At 66.9% G+C, this 21,020-nt stretch carries 19 protein-coding genes; 13 read left to right on the forward strand and 6 right to left on the reverse strand.

From position 1 onward, the window contains the following. Positions 1-2: 2 nt before the first annotated feature. Both HNO51_RS03370 and HNO51_RS03375 read right to left on the reverse strand, forming a co-directional pair. Positions 3-1,472 (reverse strand): dihydrolipoyl dehydrogenase, encoded by a 1,470-nt coding sequence (locus tag HNO51_RS03370; protein ID WP_197449626.1) that lies wholly within the window; start codon positions 1,470-1,472, stop codon positions 3-5. 99 nt (positions 1,473-1,571) lie between these two features. Next, the gene (locus HNO51_RS03375; RefSeq protein WP_159549396.1) at positions 1,572-1,760 is read right to left on the reverse strand and encodes a DUF3008 family protein; all 189 of its coding nucleotides are present in this window, start codon (positions 1,758-1,760) and stop codon (positions 1,572-1,574) included. 350 nt (positions 1,761-2,110) lie between these two features. Here HNO51_RS03375 and HNO51_RS03380 point away from each other — a divergent pair, with 350 nt between their 5' ends. The 7 genes from HNO51_RS03380 (at position 2,111) to HNO51_RS03410 (ending at position 7,747) form a co-directional block, all read left to right on the forward strand. Further along, the gene (locus tag HNO51_RS03380; RefSeq protein WP_209538476.1) at positions 2,111-3,421 is read left to right on the forward strand and encodes a putative bifunctional diguanylate cyclase/phosphodiesterase; all 1,311 of its coding nucleotides are present in this window, start codon (positions 2,111-2,113) and stop codon (positions 3,419-3,421) included. A gap of 95 nt (positions 3,422-3,516) precedes the next feature. Further along, positions 3,517-3,720, forward strand: coding sequence for a tautomerase family protein (locus HNO51_RS03385; RefSeq protein WP_197449628.1), 204 nt, complete (start codon positions 3,517-3,519; stop codon positions 3,718-3,720). 9 nt (positions 3,721-3,729) lie between these two features. After that, entirely contained in the window at positions 3,730-4,482 is a 753-nt protein-coding gene (locus tag HNO51_RS03390; protein ID WP_197449629.1) for a creatininase family protein, read from the forward strand. Positions 4,483-4,507: 25 nt separating this feature from the next. Next, on the forward strand, positions 4,508-5,338 hold the full coding sequence (locus HNO51_RS03395; RefSeq protein WP_209538477.1) for an alpha/beta hydrolase: 831 nt from the start codon (positions 4,508-4,510) through the stop codon (positions 5,336-5,338). Positions 5,339-5,601: 263 nt separating this feature from the next. Continuing rightward, positions 5,602-6,057 (forward strand): hypothetical protein, encoded by a 456-nt coding sequence (locus tag HNO51_RS03400; RefSeq protein WP_197449631.1) that lies wholly within the window; start codon positions 5,602-5,604, stop codon positions 6,055-6,057. Between the two features lie 77 nt (positions 6,058-6,134). Beyond that, complete coding sequence (locus HNO51_RS03405) at positions 6,135-6,572, forward strand: phage holin family protein (protein WP_197449632.1); 438 nt, start codon at positions 6,135-6,137, stop codon at positions 6,570-6,572. Further along, positions 6,569-7,747, forward strand: a complete 1,179-nt coding sequence (locus HNO51_RS03410; protein WP_209538478.1) for a DUF3618 domain-containing protein — start codon at positions 6,569-6,571, stop codon at positions 7,745-7,747. Before HNO51_RS03405 ends, HNO51_RS03410 begins: the two co-directional genes overlap by 4 nt. Positions 7,748-7,814: 67 nt before the next feature. On the opposite strand, the gene HNO51_RS03415 is transcribed toward HNO51_RS03410, so the two are convergent. Next, complete coding sequence (locus HNO51_RS03415; protein WP_197449634.1) at positions 7,815-8,537, reverse strand: YebC/PmpR family DNA-binding transcriptional regulator; 723 nt, start codon at positions 8,535-8,537, stop codon at positions 7,815-7,817. A gap of 146 nt (positions 8,538-8,683) precedes the next feature. Between HNO51_RS03415 and HNO51_RS03420 the strand changes: the two genes are divergently transcribed. Both HNO51_RS03420 and HNO51_RS03425 read left to right on the forward strand, forming a co-directional pair. After that, positions 8,684-9,877 (forward strand): M24 family metallopeptidase, encoded by a 1,194-nt coding sequence (locus HNO51_RS03420; protein ID WP_209538479.1) that lies wholly within the window; start codon positions 8,684-8,686, stop codon positions 9,875-9,877. A gap of 101 nt (positions 9,878-9,978) precedes the next feature. Beyond that, positions 9,979-10,200: a hypothetical protein gene (locus HNO51_RS03425; protein WP_209538480.1), complete on the forward strand. Its 222-nt coding sequence runs from the start codon at positions 9,979-9,981 to the stop codon at positions 10,198-10,200. A 28-nt stretch (positions 10,201-10,228) separates the two neighbouring features. Here the strand turns inward: HNO51_RS03425 and HNO51_RS03430 are convergent, their stop codons facing one another. After that, positions 10,229-10,864, reverse strand: coding sequence for a glutathione S-transferase family protein (locus HNO51_RS03430; RefSeq protein ID WP_197449637.1), 636 nt, complete (start codon positions 10,862-10,864; stop codon positions 10,229-10,231). A 76-nt stretch (positions 10,865-10,940) separates the two neighbouring features. Next, the gene (soxR, locus tag HNO51_RS03435) at positions 10,941-11,390 is read right to left on the reverse strand and encodes a redox-sensitive transcriptional activator SoxR (RefSeq protein ID WP_197449638.1); all 450 of its coding nucleotides are present in this window, start codon (positions 11,388-11,390) and stop codon (positions 10,941-10,943) included. A 313-nt stretch (positions 11,391-11,703) separates the two neighbouring features. Between soxR and HNO51_RS03440 the strand changes: the two genes are divergently transcribed. Then, positions 11,704-13,596: an ABC transporter ATP-binding protein gene (locus HNO51_RS03440; RefSeq protein ID WP_197449639.1), complete on the forward strand. Its 1,893-nt coding sequence runs from the start codon at positions 11,704-11,706 to the stop codon at positions 13,594-13,596. An 18-nt stretch (positions 13,597-13,614) separates the two neighbouring features. Here HNO51_RS03440 and HNO51_RS03445 read toward each other — a convergent pair whose 3' ends face one another. Then, positions 13,615-14,592 (reverse strand): LysR family transcriptional regulator, encoded by a 978-nt coding sequence (locus HNO51_RS03445; protein WP_209538481.1) that lies wholly within the window; start codon positions 14,590-14,592, stop codon positions 13,615-13,617. A gap of 313 nt (positions 14,593-14,905) precedes the next feature. Here HNO51_RS03445 and HNO51_RS03450 point away from each other — a divergent pair, with 313 nt between their 5' ends. The 3 genes from HNO51_RS03450 (at position 14,906) to HNO51_RS03460 (ending at position 20,861) form a co-directional block, all read left to right on the forward strand. Then, positions 14,906-16,117: an efflux RND transporter periplasmic adaptor subunit gene (locus HNO51_RS03450; protein WP_209538482.1), complete on the forward strand. Its 1,212-nt coding sequence runs from the start codon at positions 14,906-14,908 to the stop codon at positions 16,115-16,117. A gap of 99 nt (positions 16,118-16,216) precedes the next feature. Then, a complete protein-coding gene (locus HNO51_RS03455; protein ID WP_209538483.1) occupies positions 16,217-19,390 on the forward strand; it encodes an efflux RND transporter permease subunit in 3,174 nt (1,057 codons plus the stop codon). Further along, a complete protein-coding gene (locus HNO51_RS03460; RefSeq protein ID WP_242597193.1) occupies positions 19,383-20,861 on the forward strand; it encodes an efflux transporter outer membrane subunit in 1,479 nt (492 codons plus the stop codon). The genes HNO51_RS03455 and HNO51_RS03460 overlap by 8 nt, the downstream gene beginning before the upstream one ends. Positions 20,862-21,020: the final 159 nt, after the last annotated feature.

The raw sequence follows: 21,020 nt of genomic DNA on the forward strand, positions 1-21,020 counted from the left end.
GCCTATCCGCCGGGGCCATACTCGAGGCAGCGCTCGGTCATGGCCGGCCCCTGCAGCAGCACCCTGCTGAGGTCTCGCAGGGCGCTGCGCAGCCCTTCCTCCAGTACCGGATGGTAGTAGGGCATCTCCAGCATCCGCTCGACGCCCAACCTCTGCTCCAGCGCCCAGGCCAGCAGGTGAGCGATATGTTCCACCCGGGGGCCGAACAGCTCGGCGCCGAGGAACTGACCGGAGCCGTGCTCGGCGTAGAGGCGCATCAGGCCGCGATTCTGGCGCATCACCACCGCGCGGCCCTGGTCCTCGAAGGTGGCTTCCCCTTCGGCGACGCCATCGCAGCCGAAGCGGCTCGCTGCCTCATCGCGACTCAGGCCGACGGTGGCCATCTGCGGATCGGTGAAGGCGATCGACAGCGGCGTGCTGCGGCGACCGGCGCGGCGCTCGGGGTAGCGGCCGGCGTTGTGTCCGGCGATGCGCCCCTGCTGGTTCGCTTCGTGCAGCAGCGGCAGCTCCTGGCTGGCATCCCCGGCGATGAAGACATGGCTGCCGGCGCTCTCGTCGTCGGCGCTGCGGCACTGCATGGTGAAGCGGTTGTAGTGGGGCACGCCCTTGTCGTCCAGCGCCACGCCGGCGTTCTGCAAGTCGAGTTGGTCGAGGTTGGGACGGCGTCCGGTGGCGGCCAGCAGGTAGTCGAAGCGCTCGGTCAGGCGGCGTCCACTGCCGCGTTCGAGGAAGGTGATCGCGACTTGATCGCCGTCGCGCTCGATGGTCTCGACCTGGGCCGCCGGGTCGAGGTAGAACTCGTCGCCAAAGGTGCGCTCGGCATAGTCGCGTAGCGCCGGGTCCTGGAACGGGCCGAGCGAGCCGCTCTTGCCGAACATGCGCAGGCGTACTCCCAGGCGAGCGAGCGCCTGACCGAGTTCCAACCCGACGATGCCGGGGCCGAACACGGCCAGCGAGGCGGGCAGGTCGTTCCATTCGAAGACGGCATCGCTGTCGACCAGGCGATCGCCGGCGGGGGCGAACGCCTTGGGCCTGTGGGGACGTGAGCCGGTGGCGATGACGATGGCTCGTGCGCGCAGGCGCAGGTCGTCGCCGACGCGCAGCGTATGCGGATCCTCGAAGCGGGCGTGGCCCGAGAGGCGGTTCTCGGGCTCGATGCGTCGCATCGAGTCGAGCACGCTCTCGACGAAGGCGTCGCGCTGGCGCCTGACCCGCGCCATGACTTCCTGTCCGTCGACGTCGACCCGCCCGACCGCGATGCCGAAGCCCGCCGCCTCGCGGGCCTGATGGGCCGACTCGGCGGCGGCGATGAGCAGCTTGGACGGCATGCAGCCCACCCGGGCACAGGTAGTGCCGGGCTCGCCCCCTTCGATGAGCACGACCCGCTCATGGTACTGCCTGGCCACCTGCCAGGCGCTCAGACCGGCCGTGCCGGCCCCGATGACGGCAACCTCGACCTCGCGTTCCTGCATGGCTCGTCTCCCAGACAGACTCTCTGGCACAGGCTCGGATGGCCCGGCATGGCTAAAGCCTAGACGCCATGGGCAGGAAACGGCCACTCGTCAGCGAGGTCATGACTTGCGGTTGTGAGTGGGCTTGTCCTTCTGGCTGGTCGAGGCCATTTTCTCGAGCTCCTTTTCGTCCATCGATTCATACATCTGTTTGGACGCACCTTCGAGTTCGCTGACCTTCTTCTCGCCACGCTTGGCGGCAAGAGCGGCTCCGGCCGCCATTTGCTGGGCTTCGGATTTGGCGGGCATGGTCTGGCTCCTTCCTTTCCATACTGGGACGTTCGATGCTGGATGCTGCATGGTCCTGTTGGTCAGGCTAGCCACTGGGAAAGAAACCTGCTGTGTCATGGTGTTACGAATGACGTTGGTTGCGTAAATGGGACTGTGCCGCAATGGACATGCCGATGGCCGGCCTTTTACAAAAAGGACTAAAGTAGGTATTGACGGACTTACAAAACTCCTTTTGACGAGATGAGATTGGCATGATATCTGAAGCATACTGAGTATAACGACAACAACCCTGGCGTGAGTGCAGTCGGTTCAAGGGACCACGTAAATGTCTCGACAGGTCCGTTGCATCCCGTGGGGAAGGGAGTCTCATGCGCCAGCTCGCCATTCAGAGCCGATCCCAGGATTCGGCCCATCAGCCCAATCATGATGACGTCACCGGCCTGGCCACGCGCCGCCACGCCGAGCATCAGCTGGCCGCCTTGCTGGATCGCGCCGCCGCACAGGGCACGAAGGTCGCCATCCTGCACATCGACATCGATCGCCTGAAGGAGATCAACCATTCGCTGGGCAGGCCGATGGGCGATGCCTGCCTGCGCCTGGTGGCACAGCGGGTCAGCGAGGTCATCGATTTCAAGGGCAGTGTCAGCCGTCTCGACAGCGATGAGGTCATGGCCACACTGCCCGACGTGACCGGCTTGGAGGCGGTCGTTACCGTCGTCGAGCGGCTGCTGGAGCGCGCCCGACAGCCCATCGAGCTGTCCGGGCGTACCCTCTTTGCCAGCTGCTGCATCGGGCTGGCGCTGTACCCCGACCATGGCGATACGGTCGCCGAACTGATGCGACACGCCAACCTGGCCCGGCGCAAGGCCCAGGCCGGAGGCAGCAGACGCCACTGCGTCTTCTCGCCCGAGCTGCTCGACGAAGGTCCTGATCGCATGACGCTGCGCTGCGAGCTGCGCGATGCCTTGGCGCGCGGCGAGATGGCGCTGCGTTATCGCCCCGTGCTGTGCGCGCGCAGCGGCCAGGTGGTGGCGGTGTCGGCCCAGCCGCGCTGGTGTTCACCACGTTTCGGCGTGCTCGAAGCGGCCCGTTGGTGGCCTGCCGCGCGTGACAATGATCAGGTACACGACATCTGCTCCTGGGTACTGGCCAGGGCCTGCCGCCATGCCCGCTCCTGGTACGAGGCCGGCTCGGGGCTGCGCGTGGTGGTCGGCATGCCGGCCGAAGGCGTGGCCGGCGACCAACTGGCCGAGCGGGTTCGCGTGGTGCTCGCCGAGAGCGGCTTGCCCGCGGGGCTGCTCGAGATCGAGCTGAACGAGGGCGGGCTGATGCAGGATCCCGAGCACGCCTGCGCGACGCTCGAGCGGCTCCAGGCGTGCGGAGTGAGGCTCTCCCTCGACGGCTTCGGCAAGGGGCATTCCCTGCTGGGGCATCTGGGCCTGCTGCCCATCGACACGCTGAAGCTCGATGCGCTGTTCCTCGACGGCTGCCTCGACAACCCGCGCCGCCAGGCGGTCATTCGCTCGGTCATCAGGATGGCGCACGAGCTGGGAGTGCGCGTGGCGGCGAGCGGGGTCGAGTCTCGCCTGCAGGCCGATTTCCTGCGCGAGCAGGGGTGCGACCTGTTGCAGGGCAGCCTGTGGTCGCGCATGGAGTACAGCGACCCGTCGCCGGAGTAGCGAGGCCGAAGGGCAGGCGGGACACATGAGGTTGCGGGAAAGTGCCTTTGGGCCGACCATGGACCTTTCCACCACCCGCGCTGACAGGAGCCCGCATGCCCATCGTGACCATTCAGCAGTTCCCGCGTGAACTGGCGCAGAAGCGCGAGCTGGCGCGCCGCATCACCGAGGCCTTCGTCGAGATCTATGGGGTTCCCGAGCAGAGCGTCCAGGTGTTCTACCAGGAAGTGGATGGCGAGAACTGGGCCAAGGCGGGAGTGATGGGCTGCGACCGCAGCGGTGGGCAAGGCGGATCATAAGGAGACGACATGCGGCTGCAGCACGCTACCTGGCAGGAGGTCGAGGCCTACCTGCGGCGCGAGACCGGCATCATCGTGCCGATCGGCTCCACCGAGCAGCATGGCCCCAACGGCCTGGTGGGCACCGATGCCATCTGCCCCGAAACGATTGCCTGGGAGCTCGGCGAGCGTCACGGCGTGCTGGTGGCGCCGACCCAGAACCTGGGCATGGCCCAGCATCACCTGGCCTTTCCCGGCACCATAAGCCTGCGCCCCAGCACGCTGCTCGCCGTGCTGCGTGACACCGTGACCTCGTTGGCGCGTCACGGCTTCACCCATGTGTTCTTTCTCAACGGCCACGGCGGCAACATTGCGACCCTGAGTGCGGCTTTCGCCGAGATCTACGCCGAGCGCAGCCTGGGTTACGGCTCCCAGCCAGCCAGCCGGCTCAACCTCACCACCTGCAACTGGTTCGCCGGCCCGCGAGTCCGCGAGCTGGCCGAATCGCTCTACGGTGAGGCCGAGGGCACCCACGCCACCGCCTCGGAGGTGGCGCTCTCCTGGTTCGCGCGGCCCGAAGCGGTCAAGCAGGTGGAGATGTCGCCGCGCATCGCCCCTCGCGGTAGCGCCCAGTGCGATGCCGACGAGTTTCGCCGCCGCTTTCCCGACGGGCGCATGGGCTCCGATCCGACGCTCGCCAGCGTCGAGCATGGGCAACGTTTCCTCGAGGCCGGTGTGGATGATGCCTGGGAGACCTATCGGGCCTTTATCCAGGCCGGCTAGCGTGTGAGGAGGAAGGCGGAGGACCATGCTGCGCGTGATCGCCTCCCTGGTTGGCATCTACGGCCTCGTGGTGGTGCTGGCCTGGTTCTTTCAGGAGCGGCTGCTCTACCTGCCGCACATGGGACGTGAGCATGTCGCCACTCCCGCCGACCGCGGCCTGGCATGGCAGCAGATCGAGCTGGCGACCGCAGACGGCGTGACCCTGGATGCCTGGTGGATTCCCGTCGAGAGCGCCCGCGGCAGCCTGCTGTTCCTGCACGGCAATGCCGGCAACATCTCCCATCGTCTCGACTCTATCCGGCAGTTCCATCGTTTGGGCCTGTCGGTGCTGATCCTCGATTACCGCGGTTACGGCCGCAGCGAAGGCCGCCCCTCCGAAGCGGGAACGGCGCATGACGCCCGGGCCGGTTGGCGCTGGCTGATCGAGCAGGGGGTTCCTGCCGGCGAGATCGTGCTGTTCGGGCGCTCGCTGGGGGCGGCCGTTGCGGCGGAGCTGGCCGCCGCGCTGCCTCCCGAGGAGCAACCGGCGGCGATCATTCTCGAATCGCCTTTTCGCTCGGTACCGGCGCTGGGTCAGCGACTCTACCCCTTCCTGCCGGTGCGCTGGCTGGCGACGCTGGACTATCCCACCGAGCGCTACGTGAGACAGATCGAATCGCCGCTGTTGGTGATTCATAGCCGTGAGGACGAGATCATCCCCTATGCCGAGGGAGAGGCGGTCTTCGCCGCCGCCAACGAACCCAAGACGATGCTCGCCATTCGCGGCGGTCACAACACCGGCTTTATCGAAAGCGAGCCGGAGTATTCCGCCTCGATCGATGATTTCCTTGCTCGCCAGGCCGGCCTGACCCGGTAGCCTTGAGCCCAAGGGCGAGGACGTGCTTGCCAGGTAAGTGCCGTTTCTCCTCGGTGAGTTTCGGGTGCCAAAAGTAACGTTCATTATCCGCTCATTGCACCCCTGTGTTCCGTTTTTCCCCTCCCTCCTCCGGGAAATTGACAGGCCCCTCACGAGTACTATTTTGCGAGTGTCGACCACAGCTTTCGAGCCTTGGACGGAACAAGGTTGCATGGAGCCCTTCCGAGGGCGTAGTGACACTTGGCAAAACATGGAGGTGGCGAATGAGCGATACCGATAGCCGCGCGAGCCGGGAAGCTGGCGTTGGCAACGACAGTGATCGGCACGGCCTCGATCGCGAGGAGATCCGCCAGCAGGCGGAGGAGACCCGCGACGAACTGCGTGATGCCGCCCGTCAGCAGGCCGAAGGACTCCTCGACCGTCAGAAGGCGGCCGCGGCCGATCAGGCCGAAAGGGTGTCCACGGTGCTGCATAAGATGGCCGATGAATTCGAGCGTCAGGAGCAGCCGTACTTTTCCGGCTGTGTCAACGAGTTGGCCAGACGTTCCGACGCCTTTTCACGCAATCTACGCGAGCGCGACCTGGAGGCATTGATGGAGCAGACCCGTCACTATACCCGCCAGCACCCGGCGCTGTTCATGGGCGGGGCGATCGCCGCTGGCTTCATGCTGTCGCGCTTCATGCGCAGTTCCAGTCAGAGCGACGCGTCGACCCATTGAGTCGCAGCATGTGAGGCGAGAGCGTTGGCTTTCGTCGAACGATGCTTTGCCGTGAGATGCAAAGGAGGCGACACCTCATGGAAGCGGAAAACAGAGTACGTACGGGAGAGCCCTCGATAGGGTCTCTCTTCTCCAATCTGGCACGTGAAGTCACCTCGCTGGTGCGCAAGGAGACTGAGCTCGTCAAGGCCGAGATGGGCGAAAAGACCAGTCAGGCCATGGGTGCCCTGGCCTCGATCGCCATCGCCGGTGCGGTTCTCCTGTGTGGTTTCCTGGTGCTGCTTGCCGCGGCGGTCTTCGGTCTCAATACCGTGCTGCCTCCCGACACCACCCCTTGGCTCAGCGCCCTCATCGTCGGTGGGGTGGTAGTGGTGATCGGCTTCATCATGCTCCAAGCGGGGCGCAAGAAACTCAGGCAGGAAAACCTGATGCCGACGCGCACCATGGCCAGCCTGCGGCGCGACAAGGCGCTGACCCAGGAGCACGAGGCGGCGGTCAAGGAGGAGTTGAGATGAGTCAGCGTGACCGACGTACCTCGGACGAGATCGAACATGAGATTCACCAGACGCGCGCGCGTCTGGATGAGACCCTTCACGAAATCGAAGAGAGATTCTCTCCCCAAACGCTTATGAACACGACCTATGATTACCTCCGCCACGGCGGTGCAGAAAATGCGCTCTCCTCGCTGGGTAGAACGATTCGCGAGAACCCGCTCCCTGTCATGGTGACCGGCATTGGCCTGGGCTGGCTGCTGCTGGCGCAGCGCCGCTCCGGCCATGACCACGACTACCTCGACCGAGAGCCCTATGCGGGGGGCTACCCCGGCTCCACGCTGCCCGTCACGCGCATGCCCGATGGCGACACCGCCCCGGGGGGCGGCATCAGCGGCGCCGGCACCACGACCCTGGGGCATGACCCCGCGGCGCTGGGCGCCTCGCCGCAGCATGGCGAAGCAGAGCACGGCCATGGCGCTGGCATGACGCACAAGGCACAGCAGATGGCCGGCCACATGAGGGATCGCGCCCAGCACATGGGCGGCCAGGTACGGGACCGCGCCCAGCATGTCAGCGATCAGATGCGCGAGCGCGCCCAGCACATGGGCGGGCAGATGCGTGACCGCACCTCGCGGCTGCGTGATCGCCAGCACTCCACCATGCAGGCCGTCAGCCATCGCGCACGCGATGCGGGGGCACAGACCAGCCACTTCGTCCAGGATCATCCGCTGGTGGCCGGCGCCCTTGGTATCGCGATGGGAGCCGTGCTCGGCAGCCTGTTCTCGCCGACTCGTGCCGAAAACCGGCACCTGGGCGAGATGCGCGACCGGGCCCTGCAGCGCGCGGAGGACGCGGGGCGAGATCAGCTCGCGCGGGCCGAGGAGAAGATTCACGAGACCGCAGACAGGCTCAAGGAGGAGGCTCGCACGGCACAGCCGTCGAACTCGTCGAGCTACGTGGAAAACCCCTCGAGCGAAGCGCGCTATGCCAAGGCGGGCTCGGCTTCCACGTCGGGCAGCCCTGGCCCCGGGCGGGAAACGGCGGCAGGCAAAGGCGGTACCGGCACCAGCACTGCTTCTGCCGGCGGCCCCTCCGGGACCACCGCCTCGGGCTCCCGTTCGGCGAACCCGCAGCCCCCCGGCGCTTCCGGATCGAAGCCTGGCGATAGCGGTTCTACGCCGTCACGCGGGGCTTGACTGTCGGCTGAAAGCGCTTCGGCAAGAGGAACGCAACGCCGCGCCCAGCCGGGCGCGGCGTTGCGCGTCAGGCGCTGACTTCGGCGTTATGGAAGACGTTCTGCACGTCGTCGAGGTCGTTGAGGGCGTCGAGCAGCTTCTCGAACAGTGCCACATCGTCACCCTCGACCGGGGTGGTGGTCTGGGGCACGAACTGGATCTCGTCGACCTCGAACTCGAGCTCGCCGAAGGCATCGATCAGTGCCTGCTTGGCCTTGGCATACTCGGTGTGCGGGGCGAAGACGGTGATGCGACCCTCCTCGTTCTCGATGTCGGTGACGTCGACATCGGCCTCCATCAAGGCCTCCAGCGCCGCTTCCTCGTCGTCACCGGCGTAGGCGAGAATCGCGCAGTGGTCGAACATGTGGCTGACGCTGCCCGGGGTGCCGAGCTTGCTCTTGGCCTTGTTGAAGCAGGCGCGCACGTCGCCGAAGGTGCGGTTGGGGTTGTCGGTCAGGCAGTCGACGATGACCATGCAGTTGCCCGGGCCGAAGCCCTCGTAGCGCGCCGGTGAGTAGTCCTCGCCGCCCACGCCGCTGGCCTTGTCCAGTGCCTTGTCGATCACGTGGCTGGGCACCTGGTCCTTCTTGGCGCGCTCGATCAGCCCTCGCAGCGTCAGGTTGCCGTTGGGGTCGGTGCCGCCCTGCTTGGCGCAGACATAGATCTCGCGCCCGTACTTGCTGTACACCTTGGTCTTGGCGGCGGCCGTCTTGGCCATGGATTCCTTGCGGTTCTGAAAGGCCCTGCCCATAACGTTGTCCTGTTGCATCGGATACGAGGCTGGATTCTACGAAACCGGCCTGCCCTGGAACAGCCCTATTTCGCCTCGATGAGGGCTGACATGATGCCGGTCACGGCTACACTGCCTTGAGATTCCCCAAGTGTCGGAGCCGCACCATGGACCACCACCAGTACCGCCACGCCCTGGCGGCACGGCTAGAGGCCAGCGAGCTGGCCTTCCCCGAGAGCGAGTTCGATGCCCGCCTGGCCCGCGTGCGTGACGCCATGCAGCACGCCGGCCTGGATGCCCTGCTGCTGACCGACCCTGCCGACATCTACTACCTGACCGGCTACAACACCTTCGAGGTGTCGGTATATACCTGCCTCGTCTGCTCGTCCGCCCGGCTGGTGCTGCAGGTCCCTTCCATCGAGACCGGGCCGGCGGTGGTCACCGCGCGGGTCGACGAGCTGCTCGGCTACCGCTGGGAGGGCATCGGCGAGGTGATCGAGCCCTTGGCCGAGACCCTGGCTCCCTTTCGTGCCATCGGCCTGGATCTCTTCGGCGCGGGGCTGCGCCACGGCGTGTTGCGCGAGCTGCAGGCGCGCCTGGGCAGCGAGCGCTTCCGTGACGATGGGGGCGAGCTGCTCGACCGCATCCGCATTGTCAAGAGCGAAGCGGAGCTCGCCTGCCTGCGCGAGAGTGCCCGGATCACCTCGCTGGGGCTCAGGGCGGCAGCGCGGATCGTCGTCCCCGGCATGGCGGACGGCGACGTGGCGGCGGAGGGCGCGCGGGCGATGCTGGCGGCCGGCAGCGAGTTCATGAGCATGCAGCCCATCGTGACCACCGGCCGGCGCATCAGCGTGATCCACGTGAACCATCAGCGGCATCGCATTGCTCTCGATGAGCCGGTCTTCCTGGAGTTTGGCGCCGCCTACCGGCGCTACACCGCGCCGATGATGAAGACGGTCGTGGCCGGGCGTGCCACGCCGCCGATGCTGGTGCTGCGCGATGTGTGTCGTGACCTGTTCGAGGCCCTGGCCGCGACGATGCGTCCCGGCAACAGCTTCGACGATGCCGCCCGGGCCGCCGAGGCCGTGCTCGAGCCCCACGCCGAGCGAGTGTTCTTCTCGGGCGTGTTCGGCTATGCCGTGGGCGCGCAGTTTCCGCCCAGCTGGGTCGAGGGCAGCGGCTACATCGCCCGCGGCCAGCCGCGTCGGTTCGAGGCCGACATGGTCTTTCACCTGCCGCTGTGCCTGCGCGTGCCGGGAGCGTGGGGCATCGGGCTCAGCGATACCGTGCGGGTCACCCCCGAGGGGGCCGAGCCGCTGACCGACAACGACTGGACGCTGGCGGAGACCCTTGCCGGGTGAGACTGGACGACGAGAGCCTTTCACTATACTGAAGGAGGCAAAAGGACATCCCAACGGGGTGCCGTCGTGCTCGTAGAGACAACCAATGGAAGGAGAACGTCATGACTCTGACCGTAACGGCGACCTATCACGACCTCATGAAGGCGACCAACGCCTACGACGAGCTCATCTCCAAGAACTTTCCGCGCGAGAAGCTCCACTTCGACAAGGAGGCCAATCAGGTCAAAGTGATCGTGCCGGACGAATCGAAGCCGGAAGCGGAGGAGATTCTCAATCGTCACCAGCCTGACGATCTTTGGGCACGCCCCTTCGAGCAGCATTGATCTTCCGCCGTTGGCGTACTGCTGTGCTTCAGGCTCCCTGTGGGTTGGCCGCCTGGCGTGCGGCCTGCTCGTCGAGGGAGTTGGCACGCCGGTACGCCTCGCGGTCGCTGACCCGTGCCCAGTAGTCGGCAAAGGCGGGGCAGGACTCCAGGCTGCCGAACTGCAGCCCCCAGCCGATGTGGGAACCGAGGTAGACGTCGGCGGCGCTGAAGTGCGGGCCGGCAATGAACTCGTGAGCGCTGACGGCGACTTCGAGGGTCTCCAGGACGGCCTCGATGCTGCCGTAGCCGACCCTGCCCTGCTGTTCGATGTTGGGTTCCATGCCCAGGTCACGATCGGTGATGGCGGCCTCCAGCGGGCCGGCGGCGAAGAACAGCCAGCGGTAGTAGGCGCCGCGCTCGGCGAGAGGCGGCGCCAGGCCGGCTTCGGGAAAGGCATCCGCCAGGTAGGCGCAGATGGCGGCGCATTCGGTCACCACCGTATCGCCGTGACGTATTGCGGGTACCTTGCCCATGGGATTGATGGCAAGGTACCGGGGCGACTTCATGGCTGAGCCGAACGTCACGATCTCGGTATGGTAGGTCGTCCCGGTCTCCTCGAGCATCCAGCGGGCGATGCGACCGCGGGACATGGGGTGCGTGTAAAGCGTCAGTGGCTCAGTCATGGCGGGTCCCTCCAGGCGCGCTTAGCACAAGATAGCAGGTCCCGTCGCTAACGTAACAGAACGGTTAAACGGTAGTTCAGTCGGGGTCGAGCAATCGCGGTCCCGAGCCCTCGGCGGCCAGTTCGTCCTCGGGGTTGCGCAGCGGGCAGTCCTCCATCGACAGGCAACCGCAGCCGATGCAGTGGTCGAGCTGGTCGCGCAGCTGGGCAAGGCGGGCGATCCGTTCGTCCAGAGCATGCCGCCAGTTCGTCGAGAGCCGCTTCCAGTCGGCGGCGGTGGGGGCGCGGAAGTCGGGCAGGTCCTCGAAGGCGGTGCGGATCTCGGCGAGGGGGATACCGGTCCGCTGGGCGACCTTGATGATCGCCACGCGCCGCAGCACGTCGCGGGAGAAGCGGCGCTGATTGCCGGCGTTGCGGCGGCTCTTGATCAGCCCCTTGGCCTCGTAGAAGTGAATGGCGGAAACCGCCAGGCCGCTGCGCTTCGCGACTTCGCCAACACTGAGGTCGCGCTGGAGGTGGGCCGGCATCTTCCGTCTCCTTGGCTTCTGCTGGGGAGACGTTTTTAGCGCTTCGCCAAGCGTCTGGCAAGTCATTGCACGCATCCTCCAGACTTGGGCTTATATATATAAGGCTTCTTGATGGTTAAAATCACCAAGATTGATTTTGCATTCACACGGTAGGCTCGTATGGTTTTCAGCTCGCCTTTCTCTCATTTTTTCATTCTCCTTCTTGACCTCAATTTAAGTTTAGGTTTTAGCCTGCGAACTGTCAGTCGCTCTGGAGCCTCGGGAATCATTCCGGAAGCGCCGCCTGTTTCTTTTTCCTGACGATGGAGTTGTCATGTTCCGTTTCTTCGAGACACTGGTGGATCCCTACCCCTCGGGGCAGACCGGGACACCGCCGCGGGAGCTCGGCCCGTTCATCCTGCACTTCTCGCGCCCACTGCTGCCGCTGCTGGCGGCGCTGGCGCTGTTGACGGCGCTGGTCTCTGCCGCGGAGGTGGTGTTCTTCAGTTACATGGGCGAGGTGGTGGACTGGCTGGCGGACGCCGAGCGCGAGGGGTTCTTCGCCGAATATGGCTGGCGCCTGGCCGGCATGGCGGCACTGGTGGCGATCGGTCTGCCGCTGCTGACCCTGCTGCAGTCGCTGGTGATGCATCAGGGTATCTTCGGCAACTACCCGATGCTCGGCCGCTGGCTGGCGCACCGTCACATGCTCAGCCAGAGCCTGGCCTTCTACCAGGACGAGTTCGCCGGACGCGTCTCGCAGAAGGTAATGCAGACGGCCCTGGCGATCCGCGAGACGGTTACCAAACTGCTCGACCTGATGGTCTACGTACTGGTCTACTTTGCCGGCGCCATGCTGGTGATGGGGCAGGCCGAACCCTGGCTGATGTTGCCGCTGCTGGTGTGGCTGGCCGGCTACGTGGCGATCCTGCGCCACTACGTGCCGCGGCTACGGCGGGTCTCCATGCAGCAGGCCGACGCCCGCGCGGTCATGACCGGGCGCATCGTCGACAGCTACAGCAACATCCAGACCATCAAGCTGTTCGCCGACACCCGTCGCGAGCAGGCCTATGCCCGCGAAGCCATGGAGCAGTTCATGGTGACGGTACATCGCCAGATGCGCCTGGCCACGGGGCTCACCGTGAGCCTGACGCTGCTCAACTCGCTGCTGCTGGCCGGGGTGGCGGCGGTGGCCATCGGCGCCTGGTACCTCGAGGCCGTGTCGCTGGGCATCATCGCCGTGGCCATCGCGCTGGTGATGCGCATTCGCTTCATGTCCAACTGGATCCTGTGGGAGGTGGCGGCGCTGTTCGAGAACATCGGTACGGTGCAGGACGGGATCAATACCATCGCCCGCGAGCAGGCGGTCCAGGACGTGCCCGGTGCCGGTGAACTCGTGGTGCCGCGCGGCGAGATCCGCTTCGAAGCGCTGCGCTTCGGCTACGCGCGCCCGGACGGCGAGACGAACCGGGTCTTCGATGGCCTTACCCTGGACATCGCCCCGGGGGAGAAGGTCGGGCTGATCGGGCGCTCGGGGGCCGGCAAGTCGACCCTGGCCAACCTGCTGCTGCGCTTCTACGACCTGGAGGGCGGGCGCATCCTGATCGACGGCCAGGACATCGCCGGTGTCACCCAGGAGTCGCTGCGCCGCAAGATCGGCATGGTCACCCAGGACACCTCGCTGCTGCACCGCTCGGTGCGCGACAACATCCGCTACGGCAGTCCCGACGCCAGCGAGGAGGAGATCCGGGAGGCGGTGCGCCGCGCCCACGCCGATACCTTCATCGACGAGCTGGTGGATCTCGAAGGCCGCCGTGGCCTGGACGCCCATGTCGGTGAGCGCGGGGTCAAGCTCTCCGGCGGCCAGCGCCAGCGCATCGCCATCGCCCGGGTGCTGCTCAAGGATGCGCCTATCCTGGTGCTCGACGAGGCCACCTCGGCGCTCGACTCCGAAGTCGAGGCGGCGATCCAGGAGCAGCTCTACACCCTGATGGAGGGCAAGTCGGTGATCGCCATCGCCCACCGGCTCTCCACCATCGCCATGCTCGACCGCCTGGTGGTCATCGACGAGGGGGAAATCGTCGAGAGCGGCACTCACCGCGAGCTGCTGGCGCAGGGCGGCCTCTACGCCTCGCTGTGGCGCCGCCAGTCGGGCGGTTTCCTGGGACTGGATACCGAGGAGGAGGCCGAGCGCCGGCATGACAAGCCGCTGGACGTGGCGCCCTGAGTTGCGGCGCCCGGCGAATCATGCCGTTTCGTCGACGGCCTCGGCCGCTGCGCCGGTGGACACCGGCGGCCGCCACGGCTCGGGTGCCGATAGGCTCTCGATCCGCATGCTCTCGACCACGAAGTCGACGAAGGTGCGCACCTTGGGCGAGATGAGCTGGCCGCCCGGGAACACCGCGTTGAGCTCCACCTCGGGGCCTTCCCAGCCTTCGAGGATGCGCCGGGGCCGCGCGGTTTCCGCACCGAGGCAGACGACGAACTCGTTGGCGAGCATGATGCCCTGGCCATCCTCGAGCATGCCGCGCAGGGCGAAGGGGTCGTTGGCAATGGCCACCGGATCGACTTCCACCTCGACGCTTTCCCGGCTCGCGCTGTTGCGCAGCTGCCAGACGTAGCGCTGGCCGCGCTGGTCCAAGGCCTTGGCCAGCACCGCATGGGAGGCCAGGTCCGATGGCGTGCGCGGCTCGCCGTGGCGAGCGAGGTAGCTCTCGCTGGCATAGACGAACGAGCGGAAGCGGGCCAGGGGGCGCGCCACCAGGCTGGAGTCCGGCAGGGCGCCGACCCGCAGGGCGACGTCGATCTGGTTGGCGACCAGGTCCAGGCGCTCGTTGGAGAGCACCAGCTCGATGCGCACCTGGGGGTACAGCTGGCGGAAATCGCGTATCAGGACCGAGGTGAATTCGGTGCACATGGTGAAGGGGGCGGTGACCCTGAGCCAGCCGCGGGGGCTCTCCTCGAGGTGGTGCACGGCCTTTTCCGCCTCGCCGAGGTCGCGGGCGATGCGATTGCAGTAGTCGAAGTAGATGGCACCGGCTTCGGTGAGGCTCAGCCTGCGGGTGGTGCGGTTCAGCAGCCGGGCACCGAGGCGCCGCTCCAGGTCCTGCACCTTGCGACTGACGGTGGTCTTTCCAAGGCGAAGCTGCTTGGCAGCGGCAATGAAACTGCCCTGCTCCACGACCTTGGCAAAGATCAGGGCATCGTTGAGGTCTTGCAGCATGGTCGTTGTCCTGTGCCGTGCATGCAATGTCAGGGGAGAGCAACACTGCAGGGCGAGAGTCGACGAGAACGGCCGCACGGAAACTGTCCCGCCAATGGGACAGTATTTCCCTGTTGGCCCGACTAATCAAGTGACCGGTAACACTATATGGTGGCCTTCGGCAAAGTTTGCAGTTGTCGATTTATCGCGCCGACAAACGACATTAATAAATCAAGACACAGATATTAAGAATAATGAGGCAAGGGATGGGCGTCGCTGGCCGGAACGAATAACGACACTGCTAACTGCTACTTGTATCGGGAGAAAAGAAACAATGAACGTCCACAAGATGTTCGCGAATCGAGAAGGCCGGCGAGCGCTCATGGCTACCGCCGTGGTCGCCGGGTTGGTCATCCTGGCAGGATGCGAAAGCCAGGCCGATACCCAGGAGGCTGCGGAGCAGGGGCCGCCGCCGCCCCAGGTCAGCGTGGCCCAGGTGCTGGTCGAGGACGTGGAGCTGTGGGACGCCTTCACCGGCCGTATCGAGGCGGTGGAGACGGTCGACCTGCGCCCGCGCGTGTCGGGCTACATCGAGAGCGTCAACTACACCGAAGGCCAGGAGGTCGAGAAGGGTGAGGTGCTGTTCGTCATCGATCAGCGCCCCTACCGCGCCGAGCTGGAGCGCGCCGAGGCCGAACTGCAGCGGGCCCGGGCGCATGCCGAGCTGGCGCGCAGCGAAGCCGCCCGGGCCGAGGCGTTGGCCCAGAGCCGCTCGATCTCGCGCGAGGAGCTGGACCAGCGGCGCGCCGCGGCGGCCACCGCCGAGGCCGACATCCTGGCGGCCCGGGCCATCGCCGAGACGGCCAGGCTCAACATGGAGTTCACCGAAGTGCGCGCGCCCATCGCGGGGCGTGCCGGCAGGGCATTGGTCACCCCGGGCAACCTGGTCTCCGAGGCCTCGCCGCTGACCCGGATCGTTGCCCTGGACCGGGTCCATGTGCACTTCCACAGCGACGAGCTGGCCTACCTGCATTACGACGCCATGGCGCGTAACGGCAGCCAGGCCAGTTTCCGCGAGGGCGGCATACCGGTGCGCGTGGGGCTGGCCAACGACGAGGGCTACCCCTACCGCGGCGAAGTCGATTTCGTCGACAACCGCCTCGATGCCGAGGCCGGCACCATTCTCACCCGCGCCGTGCTCGACAACAGCGAAGGCCGCTTCGCACCGGGCATGTACGCCCGCGTGCAGCTGCTGGCGGGCAGCGCCGAGGACACCCTGCTGATCGACGACAAGGCGGTGCTCACCGACCAGGACCGCAAGTACGTCTACGTGGTCGACGAGGAGGGGCGCGCCATGCGCCGCGACGTGCAGCTGGGGCGCATGGCCGACGGACTGCGTGTCGTCGCCGCCGGTCTCGAACCCGGCGACCACGTGGTCGTGAATGGCGCCCAGCGGATCTTCTTCCCGGGGATGCCGGTGGCGGCGGAGAGCGTCGACATGCGCGGCCAGGCCGAGGGAGGCAACGAGCTGGCCGCCACGCACTGACCGTCAGACTCCATTGCCCGATGTAACAGAACAAGCGCTATAAACCCTGAACGATCTTCGGCGCGGACGTGGCTGTCCGCGCCGGGAGGGAGTCTTGTCATGGATTTCGCCAAGTTCTTCGTCGACCGGCCGATCTTCGCCGCGGTGCTGTCGATCCTGATCTTCATCGCCGGTGCCATCACCATCCCGCTGCTGCCGGTCAGCGAGTATCCCGACGTGGTGCCGCCCACCGTGCAGGTGCGCGCGGTCTATCCCGGCGCCAACCCCAAGGAGATCGCCGAGACGGTGGCGACACCGCTGGAGGAGGCGATCACCGGGGTCGAGGACCTGATGTACATGAAGTCGGTGGCCGGCTCCGACGGGGTGCTGGCGATGACGCTGACCTTCCGCCCCGGTACCGACCCCGACGAGGCCCAGGTGCAGGTGCAGAACCGCGTCGCCCAGGCTCAGGCGCGGCTGCCCGAGGCGGTGCGCCGCCAGGGCGTGACCACCGACAAGCAGTCGCCCGACCTGACCATGGTGCCGCAGTTGATCTCGCCCGACGGGCGCTACGACAGCACCTACCTGCGCAACTACGCGGCGCTGCACGTGCGCGACGAGCTGGCGCGGCTGCCCGGGGTGGGGCAGGCGATGCTGTTCGGTGCCGGCGATTACGCCATGCGGGTGTGGATCGATCCCGACCGGGCCGCCGCGCGCGGGCTCACCGCGGGTGACATCATCGCGGCGATTCGTGAGCAGAACGTGCAGGTCTCGGCGGGACAGCTCGGCGCGCCGCCGACCCCGACCGCGTCGGATTTCCTCGTCTCGATCAACGCCCAGGGGCGCCTGACCACCGAGGAGGAGTTCGGCGATATCGTGGTCAAGGCCGGAGCCGACGGGCAGATCACCTACCTCTCGGACGTGGCGCGCATCGAGCTTGGCGCCGCCGAGTACTCGCTGCGTTCGCTGCTCGACAACCAGCAGGCGGTGGCCATCGGCATCTTCCAGGCGCCCGGGTCCAACGCCATTGCGCTCTCCGATGCGGTACGCGACAAGATGGGCGAGCTGGCCGAGCGCTTTCCCGAAGGCGTTGAGCACACCATCGTCTACGACCCCACGGTGTTCGTGCGCGACTCGATCAAGTCGGTGATCAAGACCCTGCTCGAGGCGGTACTGCTGGTGGTGCTGGTGGTCACACTTTTCCTGCAGACCTGGCGCGCCTCGGTGATCCCGCTGCTGGCGGTGCCGGTGTCGATCGTGGGGACCTTCGCCGTGCTTTACCTGCTCGGCTTCTCGATCAATACCCTGACGCTGTTCGGCCTGGTGCTGGCGATCGGCATCGTGGTCGACGACGCCATCGTGGTGGTGGAGAACGTCGAGCGCAACATCGAGGAGGGGCTCGCGCCGCTGGCGGCGGCCCACCAGGCCATGCGCGAGGTGAGCGGGCCGATCATCGCCATCTCGGTGGTCTTGTGCGCGGTGTTCGTGCCGATGGCCTTCCTCGAAGGCGTCACCGGGCAGTTCTACCGCCAGTTCGCGGTGACCATTGCCATCTCCACGGTGATCTCGGCGATCAACTCGCTGACGCTGTCGCCGGCGCTGGCGGCGATGCTGCTCAAGCCCCACGACGTGCCGAAGGACCGCCTGTCGCGGCTGATCGACTTTCTCTTCGGCTGGCTGTTCCGCCCGTTCAACCGCTTCTTCAATGCCAGCTCGCGGGGGTATCAGCGCGGCGTAGGGCGCAGCCTGCGCCGGCGCGGCGCGGTGTTCGCCGTCTACGCGCTGCTGCTGGCGGGCACCGGGGTGATGTTCCAACTGGTGCCGGGAGGCTTCATTCCCACCCAGGACAAGATGTACCTGATCGGCGGCGCCAAGCTGCCCGAGGGGGCCTCGCTCGACCGTACCGAGGCGGTGATCCGGCAAATGACCGACCTGGCGTTGGAGACCGAAGGCGTGAGTTCGGCGGTGGCCTTCCCCGGGCTCAACCCGCTGCAGTTCACCAACACGCCGAACACCGGCACGGTGTTCTTCGGCCTCGACCCGTTCGAGTCGCGTTCGCGCAGCGCCGAGGAGATCGTCGGTGAGCTCAACGGCAAGTTCGGCGCCATGCAGGAGGCATTCAGCTTCGCCTTCACCCCGCCGGCGATCCTCGGCATCGGTTCGGGGTCGGGCTTCTCGCTGTTCGTGCAGGACCGTGCCGGGCTCGGCTACGGCGAACTGCAGCAGGCCGTCGATGGCTTCAGCGGGGCGCTGATGCAGGCGCCGGGCATGGGCTACCCGATCACCTCCTACCAGTCCAACGTGCCCCAGCTCGACCTGCACGTCGACCGGGTCAAGGCCAAGACCCAGGGCGTGGCGCTGACCGACCTGTTCGAGACCCTGCAGGTCTATCTCGGCTCGGTCTACGTCAACGACTTCAATCGCTTCGGCCGTACCTGGCAGGTGATGGCCCAGGCCGACGGCGACTACCGCATGGACGTGGAGAACATCGATCGCCTGCGCACTCGCAACGCCTACGGCGAGATGGTGCCGATCGGCAGCATGATCCGCATCGACCGAACCTTCGGCCCCGATCCGGTGATCCGCTACAACGGCTACCCGGCGGCCGACCTGATGGGCGAGGCCGACCCGCGGATCCTGTCGTCGAGCCAGGCCATCGAAGTGGTGGAGCAGCTCGCCCCGGCAGTGCTGCCCGCCGGCATGAGCTTCGAGTGGACCGACCTGAGCTACCAGCAGGTCAACCAGGGCGGGGCGGCGCTGGTGGTGTTCCCGCTTGCCATCCTGCTGGTGTTCCTGGCGCTCGCCGCGCTCTACGAGAGCTGGACGCTGCCGCTGGCGGTGATCCTGATCGTGCCGATGTGCATGCTCTCGGCATTGATCGGCGTGAAGCTTACCGGCGGTGACAACAACATCTTCGTGCAGGTGGGCCTGGTGGTGCTGATCGGCCTGGCATGCAAGAACGCCATCCTGATCGTCGAGTTCGCCCGCGAGCTGGAGCTGCAGGGTCGCGGCATCGTCGAGGCGGCGCTGGAGGCGTGCCGCTTGCGCCTGCGTCCGATCATCATGACCTCGATCACCTTCACCGCCGCGGTGGTGCCGCTGATGCTGGCCGGCGGTGCCGGCGCCGAGGTACGCCAGGCGCTGGGCACGGCAGTGTTCGCCGGCATGCTCGGCGTGACCCTGTTCGGCCTGTTCCTGACCCCGGTGTTCTACGTCGCCCTGCGCAAGCTGGTCACGCGCGGTCAGGTCGAACCTCGCGACGCACAGCCTGTGGAGGGCGCCTATCATGCCTGATCTGGCCAAGCGCAAGAGAACCATGCGACACCTGCTGCCGTTGCCTCTCGTGCTGGCGTTGGCCGCCTGCGCGGTGGGGCCCGACTACCGCGCGCCGACGCTGCCCGAGCCCGCCGCCCTGGTGCGCGCCGAGCCGGAACTGGTGACGACGGAAGCCGTCGAGCGGGACTTCTGGCGCGGCTTCGACGATGCGCTGCTGAGCGAGCTGGTCGAAGAGGTCTTCGACGCCAACCACGACCTGCGCATCGCCCTGGCGCGCCACGACCGCAGCCTGGCGCTGCTGCGCCAGTCGCGCCGCGACCTGGCGCCCAGCGTCACCGCCGAGGCGGGCGCCGCCCATCAGCGCGCCAGCGCCGACCAGATGCCCGAGGCGACGCGCTCCCAGCGTGACTTCGAGAGCTATGATGCCGGCGTCGCCGCGCTGTGGGAGCTCGACTTCTTCGGCCGCGTGCGGCGTGCCGTGGAAGCCCAGCAGGCCGAAGCGGAAGCATCGGCCGCCGATGTGCGCGCCATGCAGGTGGTGGTGGTCGGCGAGCTGGTCGACCAGTACATGCGCCTGCGCGGCCTGCAGGAGCAGCTGCGCGTGGCCGAGGCCAATGCCGATTACCAGCGTGAGTCGCTGGAATTGGTGGATGCACGGCTGGAGGCCGGGCGCGGCACCGAGTTCGACAGCGTGCGCGCCCGGGCGCAGCTCGAGAGCACGCTGTCGCGCATCCCGGCGCTCGAGGCCGAGATCGCCGCCATCACCCATCGCCTGGCGGTGCTGACCGGCCGCGAACCCGCCGCGCTGGTCGCCCGGCTGGAGGCTCCGGCGCCGCTACCGGCATTGCCGGACCAAGTGGCGGCCGGGCTGCCCGGCGAGCTGCTGCGTCGACGCCCGGACATCGCCGCCGCCGAGCGTCGCCTGCACGCCGCCACCGCCAGCATCGGCGTGGCCACCGCCGACCTCTACCCGCGCTTCACCCTGAGCGGCCTGCTCGGTACCCAGGCCGCCAGCACCGGCGACCTGTTCGGCCGCGACAGCGAGACCCGGCTGGTGGCGCTGGGGGTGGACTGGTCGTTCCTCGACAGCGGGCGGGTGCGCGCGCGCATGGCGGCGGCCGATGCCGACGCCGAGGCCAACCTGGCACGCTACGAGCAGGCCGTGCTGCTGGCGCTGGAGGAGGCCGAGACGGCACTTGCCCGCTACGCCCAGTCGCTGCGTGAACGCGAGCATCTGGCGGCTGCCGCCGAAGCCAGCACCGAGGCGGCCCGACAGGCGCGGGTACGCTTCGAGGTCGGCGTGATCGACTTCCTCGAGGTGATCGACAGCGAGCGTTCGCGACTCGAGGCCGAGGATGGCCTGGCGCGAGCCAACGTGCGCGCTTCCAGCGCCCTGGTGGGGCTCTACCGGGCGCTGGCCGGCGGCTGGGACGAGCGCATGGACGAGCCGCGCCAGGCGAGTGAGGAACCTGCACTGACCTCCACCTGAGGAGGGCGAGCCCCTGGTTTGCCCTTCGAAGATGAGCCGGCATGGCGCCATGCGTCGTGCCGGCTCAACCTGTTCCATGTTCCGCGTTTCACGTTCTATGTAGCACGTTCCGCGGTACGGCCCCAGTAAGCACTCGCTGACTCGGCGCTGTCGATAGCA

It is taken from the genome of Billgrantia sulfidoxydans, from assembly GCF_017868775.1.
GTDB classification, from domain to species: domain Bacteria; phylum Pseudomonadota; class Gammaproteobacteria; order Pseudomonadales; family Halomonadaceae; genus Halomonas; species Halomonas sulfidoxydans.